This window comes from Arthrobacter sp. yr096, from assembly GCF_900108925.1.
GTDB lineage: Bacteria > Actinomycetota > Actinomycetes > Actinomycetales > Micrococcaceae > Arthrobacter.
In genome coordinates this window covers 248,534-262,300 of record NZ_FNYI01000006.1, presented here as the reverse complement: position 1 = coordinate 262,300, position 13,767 = coordinate 248,534, and the positions used below count along the sequence as shown (strand labels likewise).

The following is a 13,767-nucleotide window of genomic DNA, read 5'->3' as shown; positions in this document are numbered from 1 at the left end:
GATCACCATCTGTCCTTAATGTGCCCAGGTCTCAGGAGAATCCATGCATCTTTTGCCCCGCGAGCAGGAGAAACTCATGATCGTGGTGGCCGCCGACTTGGCCCGGCGCCGCCAGGTACGCGGGCTGAAGCTCAACTACCCCGAGGCTGTCGCCATCATCAGCTACGAGCTCATTGAAGGTGCCCGCGACGGCCGGTCCGTTGCCGAACTCATGAGCTACGGAACCACCGTCCTCCGCCGCGAAGACGTGATGGAAGGCGTGCCGGAGATGATCCACGACGTCCAGATTGAGGCCACTTTTCCTGACGGCACCAAGCTCGTCACCGTCCACAACCCCATCCGTTAGGAGCCCCCATGATCCCCGGTGAATACAGGCTCCAGCCAGGATCCGTCGCGTGCAACAGCGGCCGTGAGGCAACCGCCGTCGAGGTAATTAACCGCGGTGACCGGCCCGTGCAGGTTGGTTCGCATTATCACTTTGCCGAGGCCAACAGGGCCTTGGAATTCGATCGCGAAGCTGCCTTCGGCCGCCGCCTGGACATTCCCGCGGGCACGGCTGCGCGCTTTGAACCCGGCGACCGTAAAACGGTCCAGCTGATCGACCTTGCGGGTTCCCGCGAGGTCTTCGGCCTCAGTAACGCAGTCAACGGAAAGCTCGACGGCGGAACTGCCGTAGCCGGGGAACCCCGCCCGGGCGTCGCAGCGGAAAGGGACCACCAGTGAGCTTCGAGATTCCCCGCCGGCAATACGCCGAGCTGTACGGCCCGACCACCGGTGACGCCATCCGCCTGGCCGACACTGAGCTGTTCCTCGAAATCGAAAAGGACTACACGGTGTACGGCGAGGAGGTGGTGTTCGGTGGCGGCAAGGTCATCCGGGACGGCATGGGCCAGAACGGACAACTCATCCGCGCGGAGGACATCCCGGACACCGTGGTCACCAACGTGGTGGTCCTGGACTACACGGGCATCTACAAAGCAGATGTGGCCCTAAAGGACGGCCACGTCTTCAAGATCGGTAAGGCAGGCAACCCGCAGATCACCGACGGCGTGAACATCGTGATCGGCGCCAGCACGGAAATCATCGCGGGTGAACGGAAGATCCTCACAGCCGGCGGCATCGACACCCACATTCACTTCATCTCCCCGGAGCAGGTCCCCGCGGCGCTCTGCAATGGCATCACCACGATGGTTGGCGGCGGCACCGGCCCTGCCGAAGGAACCAAAGCCACCACCATCACGCCCGGAGCCTGGCACATCTCGCGGATGCTCCAGGCCGCCGAGGGACTCCCCGTCAACATCGGCCTGTTCGGCAAAGGCCACGCCTCCGCCGTCGAGCCCCTCGCGGAGCAGATCCGGGCAGGTGCGGTGGGGCTGAAAGTCCATGAGGACTGGGGATCCACCACCTCCTCAATCGACATGTCCCTGCGGGTTGCCGACGAATTCGACGTTCAGGTGGCCATCCACACCGACACCCTCAACGAGTGCGGCTTCGTGGAAGACACCATCCGCGCGATCGATGGCCGCGTCATCCACACCTTCCACACCGAAGGCGCAGGCGGAGGCCATGCCCCGGACATCATCAAGATCGCCGGGCTGCCCAACGTGCTTCCCGCGTCCACCAACCCCACGCTGCCGTACACCAAAAACACCATCGAAGAGCACCTGGACATGCTCATGGTCTGCCACCACCTCAACCCGGACATCCCCGAAGACGTGGCCTTTGCAGACTCCCGCATCCGCGCTGAAACCATCGCCGCGGAAGACGTCCTCCACGACCTCGGAATCTTCGCCATCACGTCCTCCGACTCCCAAGCCATGGGCAGGGTTGGCGAAGTAGTGACCCGCACCTGGCAGGTTGCCGACGCCATGAAACGCCAGCGGGGCGTCCTGAAGGATCCCTCCGGAACCACCCACGGATCCGCCGAATCGGACAACTTCCGGCTCAAGCGCTACGTAGCCAAATACACCATCAATGCCGCCATCGCCCAAGGAATGGCAGACGTGATCGGCTCTGTGGAAGAAGGCAAATTCGCCGACCTGGTGCTATGGGACCCCGCCTTCTTCGGCGTTAAACCCGAGCTGGTCATCAAGGGAGGGCAGATCGCCTACGCACTCATGGGCGACGCCAACGCCTCCATCCCCACACCGCAACCCCGCACCATGCGGCCCATGTTCGCCACGTACGGCAAAGCGCTCCAGCAAACATCCATCACGTTCCTGTCCCAGGCCGCCATCGACGCCGGAGTGCCCGCCGAACTGGGCCTCGAACGCATCATCAAGCCCGTCTCCGGCATTCGCAACCTCACCAAAGCGGACCTGAAATACAACGGCGAAACCCCGGACATCGCCGTCGACCCCGAAACATACAAAGTGACGGTCGACGGCGCCGAAGTCACCTCCCAGCCCTCCGACGTACTGCCCATGGCGCAGCGCTACTTCCTCTTCTAGGAGCCACCTTGATCATCGAAAAAATCCTGGGCAACCTCCACGAACAACCCGCCGACTACGCAGGCCACCACAAAGAAAAGGTGGTGCTCCCCAGTTCCCTGCTGGTCAAACGCATCCAACGAGTCACCACCGACCACGGCAAAGAACTCGGCATCCGACTCCCCACCGGCACCGGCGACCTCCGCGACGGCGACATCCTCGCCAACGACGGCTCCAACCTGATCGTCGTGTCAGTGCTGCCCACCGACGTCCTGGTCGTAGGGCCGCGGAGCATCCACGAAATGGGCGTCGTGGCACACTCACTAGGCAACCGGCACCTGCAAGCACATTTCTTTGACGCATCATCCGAATACGGGGCCGAAGTCATGGTGTGCCAGTACGACCACACAGTCGAGGACTATCTGAAGAGCGTCGGCGTCCCCTACAACAGGCAAGAGCGGGTCATGCCGGTGCCCTTCCGCCATGCTGCGCATTCGCACTAATACCGCGGCAAGGTCGCGTACCGGGGGCGACTGTGGCTGGGGCGCCGCCCCGGATTTTGGGCCGTGCCCGTCCCCAGCCGCTCCCAACCTTCGCAAGCTCAGGTCGGGGCCCTCGCCGCAGTGGGCCCCCCGCGTGGCCCTCCACACCGCGGCCCAAAAATCCGGCGCGGCTCCGGCTTTTCACCTCACCTTTCGGAGCGACTCATGACCTCCTATCAGCTTGCTCTTCAACAGTTGACCGACTCCGCGTTGCCTACGGGGGCTTTTGCTCATTCTCTTGGGTTTGAGAGCTACATCGAGCGTGGGCTTGTTCGGGATGAGGGGTCTTTTGGGGAGTGGTTGGGGGCTTTTGTGGGGCAGCAGTTGGTTTATTCCGATGGGTTGGCCCTGCGGTTCCTGTATGAGGGCGTGGATGTTGGTTTGTTGGATGGGGTGTTGTCTGCGCAATTGTTGGCCAGGGAGGTTCGGGAGGCTTCACTCAAGATGGGTGGGCGGTTGTTGGAGATTGGTGGGGAAGTGTTCCCGTCGTTCGAGTTGGAGGAGTATCGGGGGCTTGTCCGGGCGGGGAGTGCCGGGGGGCATCAACCCTTGGCTTTTGGGGTCATTGCGCGGTCTTTGGGGGTTCCCTTCGAAGCAGCCCTTGCTGCCTATGTGTTTGCCACGGTCACTTCGCTGACGCAGAACGCCGTGCGAGCCATTCCATTAGGGCAGAACGCCGGGCAACGGGTACTTCGGCAGGCGCACGACGTCGTTGCTGCCGCCATCAAGGATGTAGCACGGCTGTGCTGGGACGACTTCGGGGCCGTGAGCCCCGGACTGGAAATTTCACAAATGCGGCACGAACGGCAACGCGCCCGCATGTTCATGAGCTAACTAGTGCAAAGGACAAAAAACATGACAGAACCCATCAAAATCGGCGTCGGCGGGCCCGTCGGAGCCGGCAAGACGCAACTCGTGGAACGCATCACCCGGCACATGAGCGGCGACATCTCCATGGCCGCCATCACCAACGACATCTACACCATCGAAGACGCCAAAATCCTGGCCGCCAACGGCATCCTGCCAGAGGACCGGATCATCGGCGTCGAAACCGGCGGCTGCCCCCACACCGCCATCCGCGAAGACACCTCCATGAACACCGCAGCCATCGAGGAACTCAAAGCGCGGCACCCGGACCTCCAGGTCATCTTCGTCGAATCCGGCGGCGACAACCTCTCCGCAACCTTCAGCCCCGAACTCGTCGACTTCTCCATCTACATCATCGATGTAGCCCAAGGCGAAAAAATCCCCCGCAAAGCCGGCCAAGGCATGATCAAATCCGACCTCTTCATCATCAACAAAACAGACCTCGCGCCCCACGTCGGAGCGGACCTGGCCGTCATGGAGCGGGACTCCAAGGAATTCCGCGGCAACAAACCGTTCTGCTTTACGAACCTGAAGACGGACGAAGGGCTGGACGAGGTCCTCAACTGGATCCGCCGCGACGTCCTAATGCTCGACTTGGCGCAGTGATCGTGTGTGTTCCGGCGGCTTCGCCGGATATGAGGGGCCGTGCCCGCTTCGCGATGCCCGCCACGCCGCCCCTTATATCCGGCTTCGCCGCCGCAGCGATCCAGCCACCTTGCGTGGGCGGATTATGAGTACGCACTTAGTGGTCTCGAGCATCGACTCCAGTCCTTGGGGGAACGTGGGGCCTGACTCCACGTTGGCCTTGGGCGAAGGGCCGGTTCGGGGGCGGTTGGAGCTCGGGGTTTCTGTGCGTGGTGGGAGGTCCGTTGCTTCGCGGCAGTTCCATGAGGGTGCGCTGCGGGTGCTCAGGCCGCACTATTTGGACGGGTCCGTGCAGGTTTGTTATGTCATGGTCAATCCTGGTGGGGCATATTTGGGGGCCGATCTGTTCCTCATTGATGTGGAGGTTGAGGCCGGGGCGGAATTGTTGTTGACCACGCAATCGGCCACCAAGGTTTATCGGACTCCGGGATCGTTCGCTGAGCAGCGGATGAACATCAGGCTGGGGGAGGGTTCGCGGTTGGAGCTGATGCCGGACCAGTTGATTGCGTATCGGGAGGCGAGTTATCGGCAGAATTCGCACATCAGCCTCCACCCGACGTCGAGCCTTGTCATGGCGGAGGTCATCACGCCGGGGTGGTCCCCGGACGGCGCATCCTTTAAGTACGAAGAGGTGCGGCTGCGCAACGAGATCTGGGTCGAGGACCCAAACGGTGCGAAGTTGTTGGCGCTGGACAACCTCCTGCTCCGGCCACCCCTCAACGACGTGACGGGGATGGGGTTCATGGAGGGCTTCAGCCACGTGGGCTCGTTAGTTGTGGTGGATCCACGGGTTGATCAAGCGCTCGCGGATGACCTGGCCCGAATAGCCGAGGATTTTGCCGCCTACACCGGCGTTTCTTTGACCATGACTATTGCCGGGAGTACCGGGCTTGTGCTGCGATCGTTGTCGAACAGCACTGAGGAACTCAATTATTTGCTGGGTGCCTGCACCGGCGTTCTGCGCGAACGTTGGTATGGTCAGGCGCCCTTGAACCTGAGGAAGTACTGATGACTGCGCTGACCGAGTTCGCCACCATGTACCGGGAGCGGGACACGTTGTCCCTGCGGACGCGGCTGTTGTTCACGTTCGGTGCCGTGGCCGCGTTGCACCTTGCCGCCGTCGTGCTGTTGCTGGCCGGTTCCGCAGGTGCGGCACAACCGCTGGCGCTGGGGCTGGTGATCACCGCCTACGTGGCCGGCATTAAGCACAGCTACGACTGGGACCACATAGCAGCGATCGACAACTCGACGCGCAAGTTCGTGGCGCAGCACAAGGACCCCGTGAGTGTCGGTTTTGCCTTCAGCCTGGGCCACAGTTCTGTGGTGATCCTGGCGGGGTTGCTGGTGGTGGCCGGCGCTACGCTGATCGGGCAGTTTATGGAGGACGGCACCACGGGCAACAAGGTGCTGGGCCTGATAGGAAGTGGAGTGTCCGGGCTGTTCCTGCTGACGATGGGGCTGTTCAACGGATCAGCGTTCGTGCGGGCCACGCAGGCGTACCGGAATGTGCAGGCTGGCGGCGAGGTCCGTCCCGAGGACCTGGAGGCGAAGGGCTTCGTGGCCCGGCTGCTGGCCAAACCGCTGTCCAAAGTGGAGCGGCCACGGAACATCTACGTGATCGGCTTCCTGTTCGGGCTGGGGTTCGATACCGCCACCACCATCGGGCTGCTGGTCATCACCACGACGGCGTCCCTCGCCGGGGTCTCGCCGCTCGCCTTGATGGCGCTCCCGCTGGCCTTCACGGCCGCCATGACGTTGTGCGATTCAGCCAATGGCGTGGCCATGATGAAGATGTACAAATCTGCCATTCACAACCCGCAGCGCAAACTCGGCTTCAACGCCGTGATTACCGGTATCTCAGCTGTCTCTGCGCTGTTCATCTCCGTGATCACGCTGGGCGGTTTCATCAACGCCGCGTTTGAGCTCCAAGATCCCATTACCACCTGGCTTGGGGGGATTGATCTTGGCGACGCCGGTCTGATTCTGGTGGGGTTGTTCGTGATGGTCTGGGCCGTCTCCGCATGGCGAGGGCGGAGTGCCAAGAGCCGGAGCTAGGAAACTGCCACCGCGTTGAACAACTCGGTGGTGTCCACGCCGAGGTCCGGGGTGTCCAGCACGTTGGTCAGGAACACCACGCAGCGGTCCTGCTCGGGCAGCATCCACCACTCGGTTCCGGACCAGCCGGGATGCCCATAAATTCCTTTGGCCAGGAGTTCGGATTCGTTGGCGGGCATCTGGAAGCCCAAACCGGTGTGCCGTGCCGGTGCGGGCCGCGTGGTGATAAATGGTACGCCCGTGGTTCTCGGCCGACGCATGGCCGCGAGAGTGTTTGGATGGACCGCCTTCCCGGAATCCCGGAGCAATTCCGTGCCAAGGTTGAGCAAATCCGTGGCCGTTCCGAACAGCCCCGCCCCGGGGTGCCGGTTCTTGAACATGGCATCCACGGTCAAGCCGGCCGCGTCAGTACCGTGGACGGTATGCGGGTTGCAATCGCTGCCGAACGTGAGGCCGTTGGCGCCGGTATCGCTGGCCAGGGCGAGGACCTGGTCTTCGAACGCCCGCCCATCGGCCCACTCGGCCATGGCCGCTGCGCCCTCGAACGCGATGTTGCAGTACTGGACCAAGGAACCTGCGTAGAAGGTTTGCCCCGCGGCGGTGAGTGCCTCGCGGAGGGGGACTCCGTCGTCGAGTTCCGGATCTGTGATGCCGGACCGGTGGCTGAGCAATTGCTCCAGCGTCACGGTGTCCGTACGACCTGAACCGAAGGCCGGGAGGAGATCGCCCAGTGAGCTGCCCAGCGACAACTTCCCACGTTCCACCTGCCGCATCACGGTCAGGGCGCTGATGGGCTTGGTCACTGAGAACAGCGCAAAGTGATCGTCAGCTGTGGCTTGCCTGCCGGCGTCGGCCCCGAACGCCACAACGTCCTCGATGCCCTGGCTGGAGGCGACTCCGAGCACCGCAACGGGCACGCGTCCACCATCAACCTGCTTGCGGGCCCAGTCTGCTGCCGGTCCTGAGTGCACCATCGTTGTGTCACGCTTTCGCTTGGGGGTTTGTGATTCGAATCTATCGTGGCCGTCTGAAGAAACTTGGCAGCATCTGTAACCGTGGCGCCCCGGCCGGAAACTATACAAGTATCCTGTGCAGTTCAGGGCTCTAATACCAGGGGGAAAATCGTGCTTTCAGAGCGCGAATTGGCGTTCATCGCCATTCACAAGGACAGCTATCCATCCGTGTTCAGGTTTGTCCGCAGGCGGGTGGAATCAGTGGAGATGGCTGAAGAGATCGCCGCCGACGTTTTCCGGGTCGTCTGGCAAAAGTGGTCGGATGATGCCCGGCCCGACGTCGCCTACTTGCTGACCGTTGCGCGCAACTTGGTGGGCAATGCCTACCGCAGCCGCGATCGGCAGCAAGCCCTGCAGGAAAAACTGCGCACGACGGCGGTGGAACGCTATGGCGATCACTCCGAGAACGTCGCGGTACAGGATGCGATGGATCGTTTGCGGGTACAGGACCGCGATATTTTGCAGCTGGCCTACTGGGATGGCCTGGGCACCACTGAAATCGCGCGGGTTCTGCAGTGCAGTGAATCCGCCGCCAAGGTCCGTCTGCACAGGGCACGGACAGCTTTCCGGAAGCAGATGCCTGCCGGTGCCGAAACGACTACACAGAAGATGGGAGTCTGAGATGGATTCGATCAAGAGCCAGATTTCCGCGATCGACCCGCTTGCGAACCAGCCAACGGAGGTCAATTCGGAAGAGGCTTTGGCGCGCATGCTCACTGGGCCGCGCGTCTTCAGCGACAACAATCCGACGGCCACCGTAGTGTCCCTTGAGGACCGCAGGCGCCGTAAAGCGAGGATTGCGGGTGGGCTGCTGCTCGGTGCTGCGGCCGTGACGGCAGGGGTCCTGGTGGCGGCCAACTTCGGCCCGCTCACAACTGCTCCCGCCCCGGCGGTGAGCGTCAACTCTTCTGAAGCGACGCCCACCCCGAGTGCCTCCGTATCGCCTACCGCCACGCCGTCGGTCACCCCCACGCCCTCGTCCACCCCGGAGGCGACTCCAACAACCGCGCCAACCCAGGCGCCGGCTGCCACCGTCCCCGCAGCGGCCACCACCGCGCCGGTAGTCCCGCCGGTGCCGACGTCGCAGACGTTCACGTTCCCGGACGGGCATTTGTCCTTCACATACCCGGTGGGGTGGAGTGTCCGGGCGGAACAGGGGCCCTTCGATCCGCCCGGGACCGCGGAAGCCTCGCGGATCGTGACTGTCTTCGATGGCGCTGGGGCAGAGGTAGCCCGCATCTTCAATGGGAACTACGCGGATGGGACGGGCGGCTTGGTGGATCGAACCATTCTGGACCGGGCTCTTGTGCCGGGAGTTCGGGATAACTCGGGTGGGAGCGTGGAGTTCGGGTTCTCCTCGAATCAGGCGCAGTACATCCCCTATGAAGGGCCTGCCTATGAGGGCATGCCGTCACCTCGTACCGGCCCTGCGGATGGTCCCCCAACGTACATCATGGACGTGCGACTCTCCTCGGAGCTCAACGCTGGAATCAGCTCTTCCGGTACCAACCAAGTCCGCGTTCCTAACGGCATCATGAGTGCTTACGCGGTTTTCGATCCCGCCAAGCAACCAACTTTCGCCACTCCCGGAGCGGCCAAAGCCTGGATGGGCAGCACCCAGTACGCGCAACTGAAGGCGATGTTCCTGAGCCTGAGCTACAAATAGGCCCTACTTGGGGTGGGGTTCACAACTCACTGTGCTGATGCATGATGCTGGATAAAAATGTTATGCATCCGTCCATAACAAAGCGGTTGTGACTTACATAGGGTTGAAGAGATCTGCTTCACACCACGCAGTGCCCCGATCTATCCCCAAGGATGAGTTTCAACGATGAAGAGCATCGCCCTCCTGCGCGAACGAGCCACCCGTGTCATGCCCACCGGGTCCCACTGCCCGGCGTCGGGACTGTGGAGCCCGGACTCCGATCCCGATGCCGTTCAGGTCTTCCCTGAAGGCCACCTGCTGCCCGCCCACAACGGCGTGGCAACGGTATGGCGGCGGCGGACTGCCGCCGAAGTTTCAGCATGACCAGCACCATCCTGAACCGGCCGGCGGATTACCGCCACGTCCCGGCCGCGGAATGGTCCGAGCTCAGCAGCGGTGATCCTGTGTGGATCTACGACGTCGCGTGGGGTGCCGGGACGGGTCGCGTCGACGACGTTTCCAAGCACCAGGAACTGCTTTGGGTAGTCCTCGAGCCGACGGGCCGCAAGCTGATCTGCGGGACGGACGACGTTGAGGTCTGGTCCGTCTAAAGACCCGCCGAGATGGCACATCATGACAATTTCTGAGCGGATGATTGTCATGAAGTGCCATCTCGGTGTCAGTTAAGGCGCCGGAACCAGAGCGCTGGGCGAGCCTGTCTCCACCCGGCCCGTGGGGCCGTCCGGCAGCCCGGTTTCCGGGTCTACCCTGAAACTCACCACGGTGTTGGACCGCTCGTGCGCCACGTACAGCCAGCCATCCGTCACCAGATGGTGGCGGGGCCAGTCGCCGCCGCTCGGCACGTCCGCGAAGGGCTCGATTTCGGTGCCATCGGCAGACACCTTCAGCACGCAGATCCTGTTGGATCCCCGCACACCCACATAGGCGAAACGGCCATCAGGGGATAGCGCGATTTCCGCTGCGGAGTCACCGTCGAACGGTTTGTTGACGCTGGCCGGAACCACAGCGGTGAGCTCGTAGGTGCCGTCCGGTTGTGTTCGTATGCCCGCTACTTCAATGGAGTATTCCGTATCCACCAAGACGGTCCCGCTGTGATGCCGGGCCATGTGCCGTGGGCCGGAACCTTTGGGCAGGATCACGTGATGGTCCGGCAGCAGCCCCTCGCCCGGCGCATACTTCCACACACGGACCAGGTCATGTCCCAGATCGGTGGTCATCACACGGCCGTCGGGAAGCATGAGGCTGGAGTGCGCCCGGCTGGGCCGCGCTGCGTCCGTAGGGGCCGGAGAATGGGGGTCGACGGCGGCTTCCGCGCTGGTGCGCGAGCTGATGGCGCCGTCGTGGTCTAGTTCGTAAAGGACAACCTGCCCGTCGCCCCAGCTGGTGGCCACTATGAAGCGGCCGTGTGGATCCACCGCGACGTGGCAGGTGGCGTCGCCGGCTGGCCAAGGCTCGCCGAAGGACTCGAGTTCCGCTTCGCCTGACCGGCGGTACGCACGCACGGTCTTGCCTTCCTCCGCAACGGCGTAAAGCACCGGAAGCTTCGGGTGCCAGGCGATGAACGACGGTGAATTGGCTTCCACGGCCAAGCCCACGGAAGTGAGTTGGCCGTCATTGTCTGCTGCCAGGACGGTGATGCCCTTGCCGTCGCCGTTCCTGTCCGCCGTGTAGCAGCCGGTCCAGATCAAAGCACCCACGCCTAATGCCCCTGAACGTCGGAGTCCACGCCGGCGTCAGGCCCGCCGTCGAGCGTTTGCAGGGTGGCGAGATCGTCCTGGTCAAGCTGGAAGTCGTAGACGTCCAGGTTTTCCTTCATCCGCTGTGGGTTGGCGGTCTTGGGAATCGCCACCAGCCCTTGCTGGACGTGCCAGCGGAGCACCACCTGGCCCGGTGTCTTTCCGTACTTTTCGCCGATACTGGCCAAAACGGGAGCGTTGAGCAGATCGCTGCTGGCACCCAACGGGCTGTAGGACTCCGTGATGATGCCGTGCTGATCGTTGAAGGCGCGGGCCACTGAACGGGGGATGGAAGGACTCACCTGGATCTGGTTGACCGCCGGCACAACGTCGGTTTCGGAGAACAACCGGTCCAAGTGCGCTGGCTTGAAGTTGGAGACGCCGATGGAGCGTACCTTGCCCGAGGCCTGAAGCTCCTCGAAGGTCTTCCACGTGGAGATAAACTCACCGCGCCGGGGGAGGGGCCAGTGGATCAGGAGCAGGTCAACGTAGTCCAATCCCAGGCGTTCCAAAGAACCGTCCAGCCCGGCAACAGCCTTTCCGGAACCCTGGAATCCGCCGTCCAGTTTGGTGGTAATGAAGAGTTCCTCACGAACCACCCCACTGTCGCGGAGGCCCTTGCCCACACCCTTCTCATTGCCGTACTTCACCGCGGTATCGATGTGCCGGTAGCCGTGAGCCACCGCCTCCACCACGGCATCAGCAACCTGGGCATCATTCAGGGGCCAGGTGCCGAGGCCGAGTTGCGGGATCTTGTGCCCGTCGTTGAGTTCAATGAGTGGGGCAAGTGTCATGGGCGTGCGTTCCTCTCGTAAAGCCGGTCACTGAGCTCCATATAGTCCTCTTTCACCACTTGCAGCTCAGGATGCTGATCATGCCACGCGACGATCTCGCGCGCACCGTCGGCGAAAGGAATCGTGGCCCGGTAGTCAGGGACCAGGGCCTTGATCTTGGTGTTGTCGAACACCACGGAGTGCGAGCGGTCGCCCAGCAGGTTGGGACCCAGCTCTGGACTATGTGCCGCAATGGTCTCCGAAGAAACGTGAAACAGCTCGGGTTCCGCAACACCCGCTGCCCGCGCAAAAAGGCGATAGATCTGGTTCCACGGCAGGTATTCGTCTGAGGTGATGGTGTAGCTCTCGCCAACGGCCTGCGGACGGCCCAGAAGCCCAACAAAGGCCTTGGCGAAATCGCGGCTATGGGTAAGGGTCCACAGGGAAGTGCCATCCCCGTGCACCATGACCGGCATCCCTGCCCGCATCCGGTGGATGTCAGTCCACCCACCCACCATGGCGATCTTGGTCCGGTCATAGGTGTGGGACGGCCGCACCACCGTCACTGGAAAGTCCTGCTCGCGGTAAGCCTCGAACAGCAATTCCTCGCAGGCGATCTTGTCCCGCGAGTACTGCCAGAAAGGGTTCTTCAGCGGGGTCGACTCCCGGATGGGAAGAGTCGTTGGAGGCTTCTGGTATGCCGACGCAGAACTGATGAAGACGTACTGGCCCGTCCGCCCACGGAACAACTCCACGCCGGTCCGCGCCTGGTCCGGGGTGTAGGAGATGAAGTCCGCAACGGCGTCGTACTCCCTGCCCTGAAGTACCTCACGCACAGCCTGGGCATCGCGGACGTCCGCATGCAGGACCTCTGCGCCGTCCGGGACCGGCCGCCCGGCTGACCGCCCCCTGTTGAGGATGGTCAGCCGGTGGCCCAACGCGACGGCGCGTTCAGCCGCCGCCGCACTGATGACCCCCGTGCCGCCGATGAAGAGGATGTTCCGCGGTGAGACGGTGTCCGCCGCTTGTCCAAGGCTGCCGGGGAGGAGGGTGCTCACCAGGCGTAGTCTTCGGGAGCGGGGCGGTGTCCCGGGAAGATGTCGTCCAGACGCTTGAGGGCGTCATCGTTCAGGGAAACGTCCAGTGCCCGGATGGCCGCGTCCAGTTGCTCCTGGGTGCGTGGGCCAACGATTGGCGCTGTCACGGCCGGCTGGTGAAGCAGCCAAGCCAGCGCGACATCGCCAGGCGCATGGCCGAGTTCGTCCGCGAAATCCTCGTACTGACGGATCTGGTCCTCGTGCTTCTTGAGGGTTTCGAGTGCCCGGCCCTCGGTGCGGCGGACGCCCTGCTCTGCCTTCTTCAGCACCCCACCCAACAAGCCACCCTGCAGTGGGGACCAGGGGATCAAACCAAGGCCATACTGCTGCGCTGCCGGGATCACCTCAAGCTCCACCTCACGCTTGAAGAGGTTGTAAATGGACTGCTCGCTGACCAGCCCGGTGTAATTCCGCTTGCGGGCAGCTTCCTGCGCCTGGGCGATGTGCCAGCCCGCAAAGTTGCTGCTGCCCGAGTAGAGGATCTTCCCCTGCTGGATGCCTACCTCGATGGCCTGCCAAATCTCATCCCACGGCGTATCGCGGTCGATGTGATGGAACTGGTAGATGTCGATGTAGTCCGTCTGCAGACGCTTCAGGCTCGCATCCAGCGCGCGGCGGATATTCAGGGCGGACAACTTGGACTCGTTAGGGCGGTCCGTCATGGTGCCGTACAGCTTGGTGGCCAGGACGGTGCGCTCGCGGCGCTCGCCGCCCTTCGCGAACCAGCGGCCGATGATTTCCTCGGTCCAGCCGCGGTGCTCCGTGCCGCCGTACACGTTGGCGGTGTCAAAGAAATTGATGCCGGATTCTAGGGCAGAATCCATGATCGAGTGGGCGGTTGCCTCGTCCGTTTGCGGGCCGAAGTTCATGGTGCCCAGGCAGAGACGTGAAACCTTCAGGCCGGAACGGCCCAGATGCGTGTACTGCATAACTGTTGATTCCTT

17 protein-coding genes are annotated in these 13,767 nt (G+C 62.8%); 12 read left to right on the top strand and 5 right to left on the bottom strand.

The genetic code is table 11. The features are described from left to right. The first annotated feature begins 43 nt into the window (after window positions 1–43). The 8 genes from BMY91_RS16865 (at window position 44) to BMY91_RS16830 (ending at window position 6,538) form a co-directional block, all read left to right on the top strand. Window positions 44–346 (top strand): urease subunit gamma, encoded by a 303-nt coding sequence (locus BMY91_RS16865; protein ID WP_090823955.1) that lies wholly within the window; start codon window positions 44–46, stop codon window positions 344–346. Between the two features lie 8 nt (window positions 347–354). Beyond that, window positions 355–723: an urease subunit beta gene (locus BMY91_RS16860; RefSeq protein WP_090823954.1), complete on the top strand. Its 369-nt coding sequence runs from the start codon at window positions 355–357 to the stop codon at window positions 721–723. Beyond that, entirely contained in the window at window positions 720–2,450 is a 1,731-nt protein-coding gene (gene ureC, locus BMY91_RS16855; RefSeq protein ID WP_090823952.1) for an urease subunit alpha, read from the top strand. The genes BMY91_RS16860 and ureC overlap by 4 nt, the downstream gene beginning before the upstream one ends. 8 nt (window positions 2,451–2,458) lie before the next feature. Beyond that, window positions 2,459–2,932, top strand: a complete 474-nt coding sequence (gene ureE / locus BMY91_RS16850) for an urease accessory protein UreE (RefSeq protein ID WP_090823950.1) — start codon at window positions 2,459–2,461, stop codon at window positions 2,930–2,932. Between the two features lie 204 nt (window positions 2,933–3,136). Next, on the top strand, window positions 3,137–3,805 hold the full coding sequence (locus BMY91_RS16845) for an urease accessory protein UreF (RefSeq protein WP_090823948.1): 669 nt from the start codon (window positions 3,137–3,139) through the stop codon (window positions 3,803–3,805). A 21-nt stretch (window positions 3,806–3,826) separates the two neighbouring features. Then, a complete protein-coding gene (gene ureG, locus BMY91_RS16840) occupies window positions 3,827–4,444 on the top strand; it encodes an urease accessory protein UreG (protein ID WP_090823946.1) in 618 nt (205 codons plus the stop codon). Between the two features lie 175 nt (window positions 4,445–4,619). After that, window positions 4,620–5,492, top strand: a complete 873-nt coding sequence (locus BMY91_RS16835; protein ID WP_371261058.1) for an urease accessory protein UreD — start codon at window positions 4,620–4,622, stop codon at window positions 5,490–5,492. Next, window positions 5,492–6,538 (top strand): HoxN/HupN/NixA family nickel/cobalt transporter, encoded by a 1,047-nt coding sequence (locus BMY91_RS16830; protein WP_090823943.1) that lies wholly within the window; start codon window positions 5,492–5,494, stop codon window positions 6,536–6,538. The genes BMY91_RS16835 and BMY91_RS16830 overlap by 1 nt, the downstream gene beginning before the upstream one ends. On the opposite strand, the gene BMY91_RS16825 is transcribed toward BMY91_RS16830, so the two are convergent. Next, entirely contained in the window at window positions 6,535–7,512 is a 978-nt protein-coding gene (locus BMY91_RS16825; RefSeq protein ID WP_090823941.1) for a serine hydrolase domain-containing protein, read from the bottom strand. The genes BMY91_RS16830 and BMY91_RS16825 overlap by 4 nt on opposite strands. Window positions 7,513–7,680: 168 nt before the next feature. Here BMY91_RS16825 and BMY91_RS16820 point away from each other — a divergent pair, with 168 nt between their 5' ends. From BMY91_RS16820 to BMY91_RS16805, 4 genes are all read left to right on the top strand, one after another. Continuing rightward, window positions 7,681–8,172, top strand: a complete 492-nt coding sequence (locus tag BMY91_RS16820; protein ID WP_254779968.1) for an RNA polymerase sigma factor — start codon at window positions 7,681–7,683, stop codon at window positions 8,170–8,172. A 1-nt stretch (window position 8,173) separates the two neighbouring features. Continuing rightward, window positions 8,174–9,217: a hypothetical protein gene (locus tag BMY91_RS23190; protein WP_090823938.1), complete on the top strand. Its 1,044-nt coding sequence runs from the start codon at window positions 8,174–8,176 to the stop codon at window positions 9,215–9,217. A gap of 165 nt (window positions 9,218–9,382) precedes the next feature. Next, a complete protein-coding gene (locus BMY91_RS16810; protein ID WP_090823937.1) occupies window positions 9,383–9,580 on the top strand; it encodes a hypothetical protein in 198 nt (65 codons plus the stop codon). Beyond that, the gene (locus BMY91_RS16805) at window positions 9,577–9,807 is read left to right on the top strand and encodes a hypothetical protein (protein ID WP_090823933.1); all 231 of its coding nucleotides are present in this window, start codon (window positions 9,577–9,579) and stop codon (window positions 9,805–9,807) included. Before BMY91_RS16810 ends, BMY91_RS16805 begins: the two co-directional genes overlap by 4 nt. 72 nt (window positions 9,808–9,879) lie before the next feature. Here the strand turns inward: BMY91_RS16805 and BMY91_RS16800 are convergent, their stop codons facing one another. The 4 genes from BMY91_RS16800 to BMY91_RS16785 are packed head-to-tail and all read right to left on the bottom strand — an operon-like array spanning window position 9,880 to window position 13,752. Further along, window positions 9,880–10,914, bottom strand: a complete 1,035-nt coding sequence (locus BMY91_RS16800; RefSeq protein ID WP_256212799.1) for a lactonase family protein — start codon at window positions 10,912–10,914, stop codon at window positions 9,880–9,882. Window positions 10,915–10,916: 2 nt separating this feature from the next. Beyond that, window positions 10,917–11,747, bottom strand: a complete 831-nt coding sequence (locus tag BMY91_RS16795) for an aldo/keto reductase (RefSeq protein WP_090823932.1) — start codon at window positions 11,745–11,747, stop codon at window positions 10,917–10,919. Then, the gene (locus BMY91_RS16790) at window positions 11,744–12,784 is read right to left on the bottom strand and encodes an NAD-dependent epimerase/dehydratase family protein (RefSeq protein WP_090823930.1); all 1,041 of its coding nucleotides are present in this window, start codon (window positions 12,782–12,784) and stop codon (window positions 11,744–11,746) included. Before BMY91_RS16790 ends, BMY91_RS16795 begins: the two co-directional genes overlap by 4 nt. Beyond that, window positions 12,781–13,752, bottom strand: a complete 972-nt coding sequence (locus BMY91_RS16785; RefSeq protein WP_090823928.1) for an aldo/keto reductase — start codon at window positions 13,750–13,752, stop codon at window positions 12,781–12,783. The genes BMY91_RS16790 and BMY91_RS16785 overlap by 4 nt, the downstream gene beginning before the upstream one ends. Window positions 13,753–13,767 lie beyond the last annotated feature (15 nt).

Bases quoted from the DNA above. Each gene is read 5' to 3' on its own strand.
- BMY91_RS16830 (WP_090823943.1), top strand. From the start codon at position 5,492: ATGACTGCGCTGACCGAGTTCGCCACCATGTACCGGGAGCGGGACACG.
- BMY91_RS16860 (WP_090823954.1), top strand. From the start codon at position 355: ATGATCCCCGGTGAATACAGGCTCCAGCCAGGATCCGTCGCGTGCAAC.
- ureG (WP_090823946.1), top strand. From the start codon at position 3,827: ATGACAGAACCCATCAAAATCGGCGTCGGCGGGCCCGTCGGAGCCGGC.
- BMY91_RS23190 (WP_090823938.1), top strand. From the start codon at position 8,174: ATGGATTCGATCAAGAGCCAGATTTCCGCGATCGACCCGCTTGCGAAC.
- BMY91_RS16805 (WP_090823933.1), top strand. From the start codon at position 9,577: ATGACCAGCACCATCCTGAACCGGCCGGCGGATTACCGCCACGTCCCG.
- BMY91_RS16795 (WP_090823932.1), bottom strand. From the start codon at position 11,747: ATGACACTTGCCCCACTCATTGAACTCAACGACGGGCACAAGATCCCG.
- BMY91_RS16825 (WP_090823941.1), bottom strand. From the start codon at position 7,512: ATGGTGCACTCAGGACCGGCAGCAGACTGGGCCCGCAAGCAGGTTGAT.
- BMY91_RS16785 (WP_090823928.1), bottom strand. From the start codon at position 13,752: ATGCAGTACACGCATCTGGGCCGTTCCGGCCTGAAGGTTTCACGTCTC.
- BMY91_RS16845 (WP_090823948.1), top strand. From the start codon at position 3,137: ATGACCTCCTATCAGCTTGCTCTTCAACAGTTGACCGACTCCGCGTTG.
- BMY91_RS16865 (WP_090823955.1), top strand. From the start codon at position 44: ATGCATCTTTTGCCCCGCGAGCAGGAGAAACTCATGATCGTGGTGGCC.
- BMY91_RS16810 (WP_090823937.1), top strand. From the start codon at position 9,383: ATGAAGAGCATCGCCCTCCTGCGCGAACGAGCCACCCGTGTCATGCCC.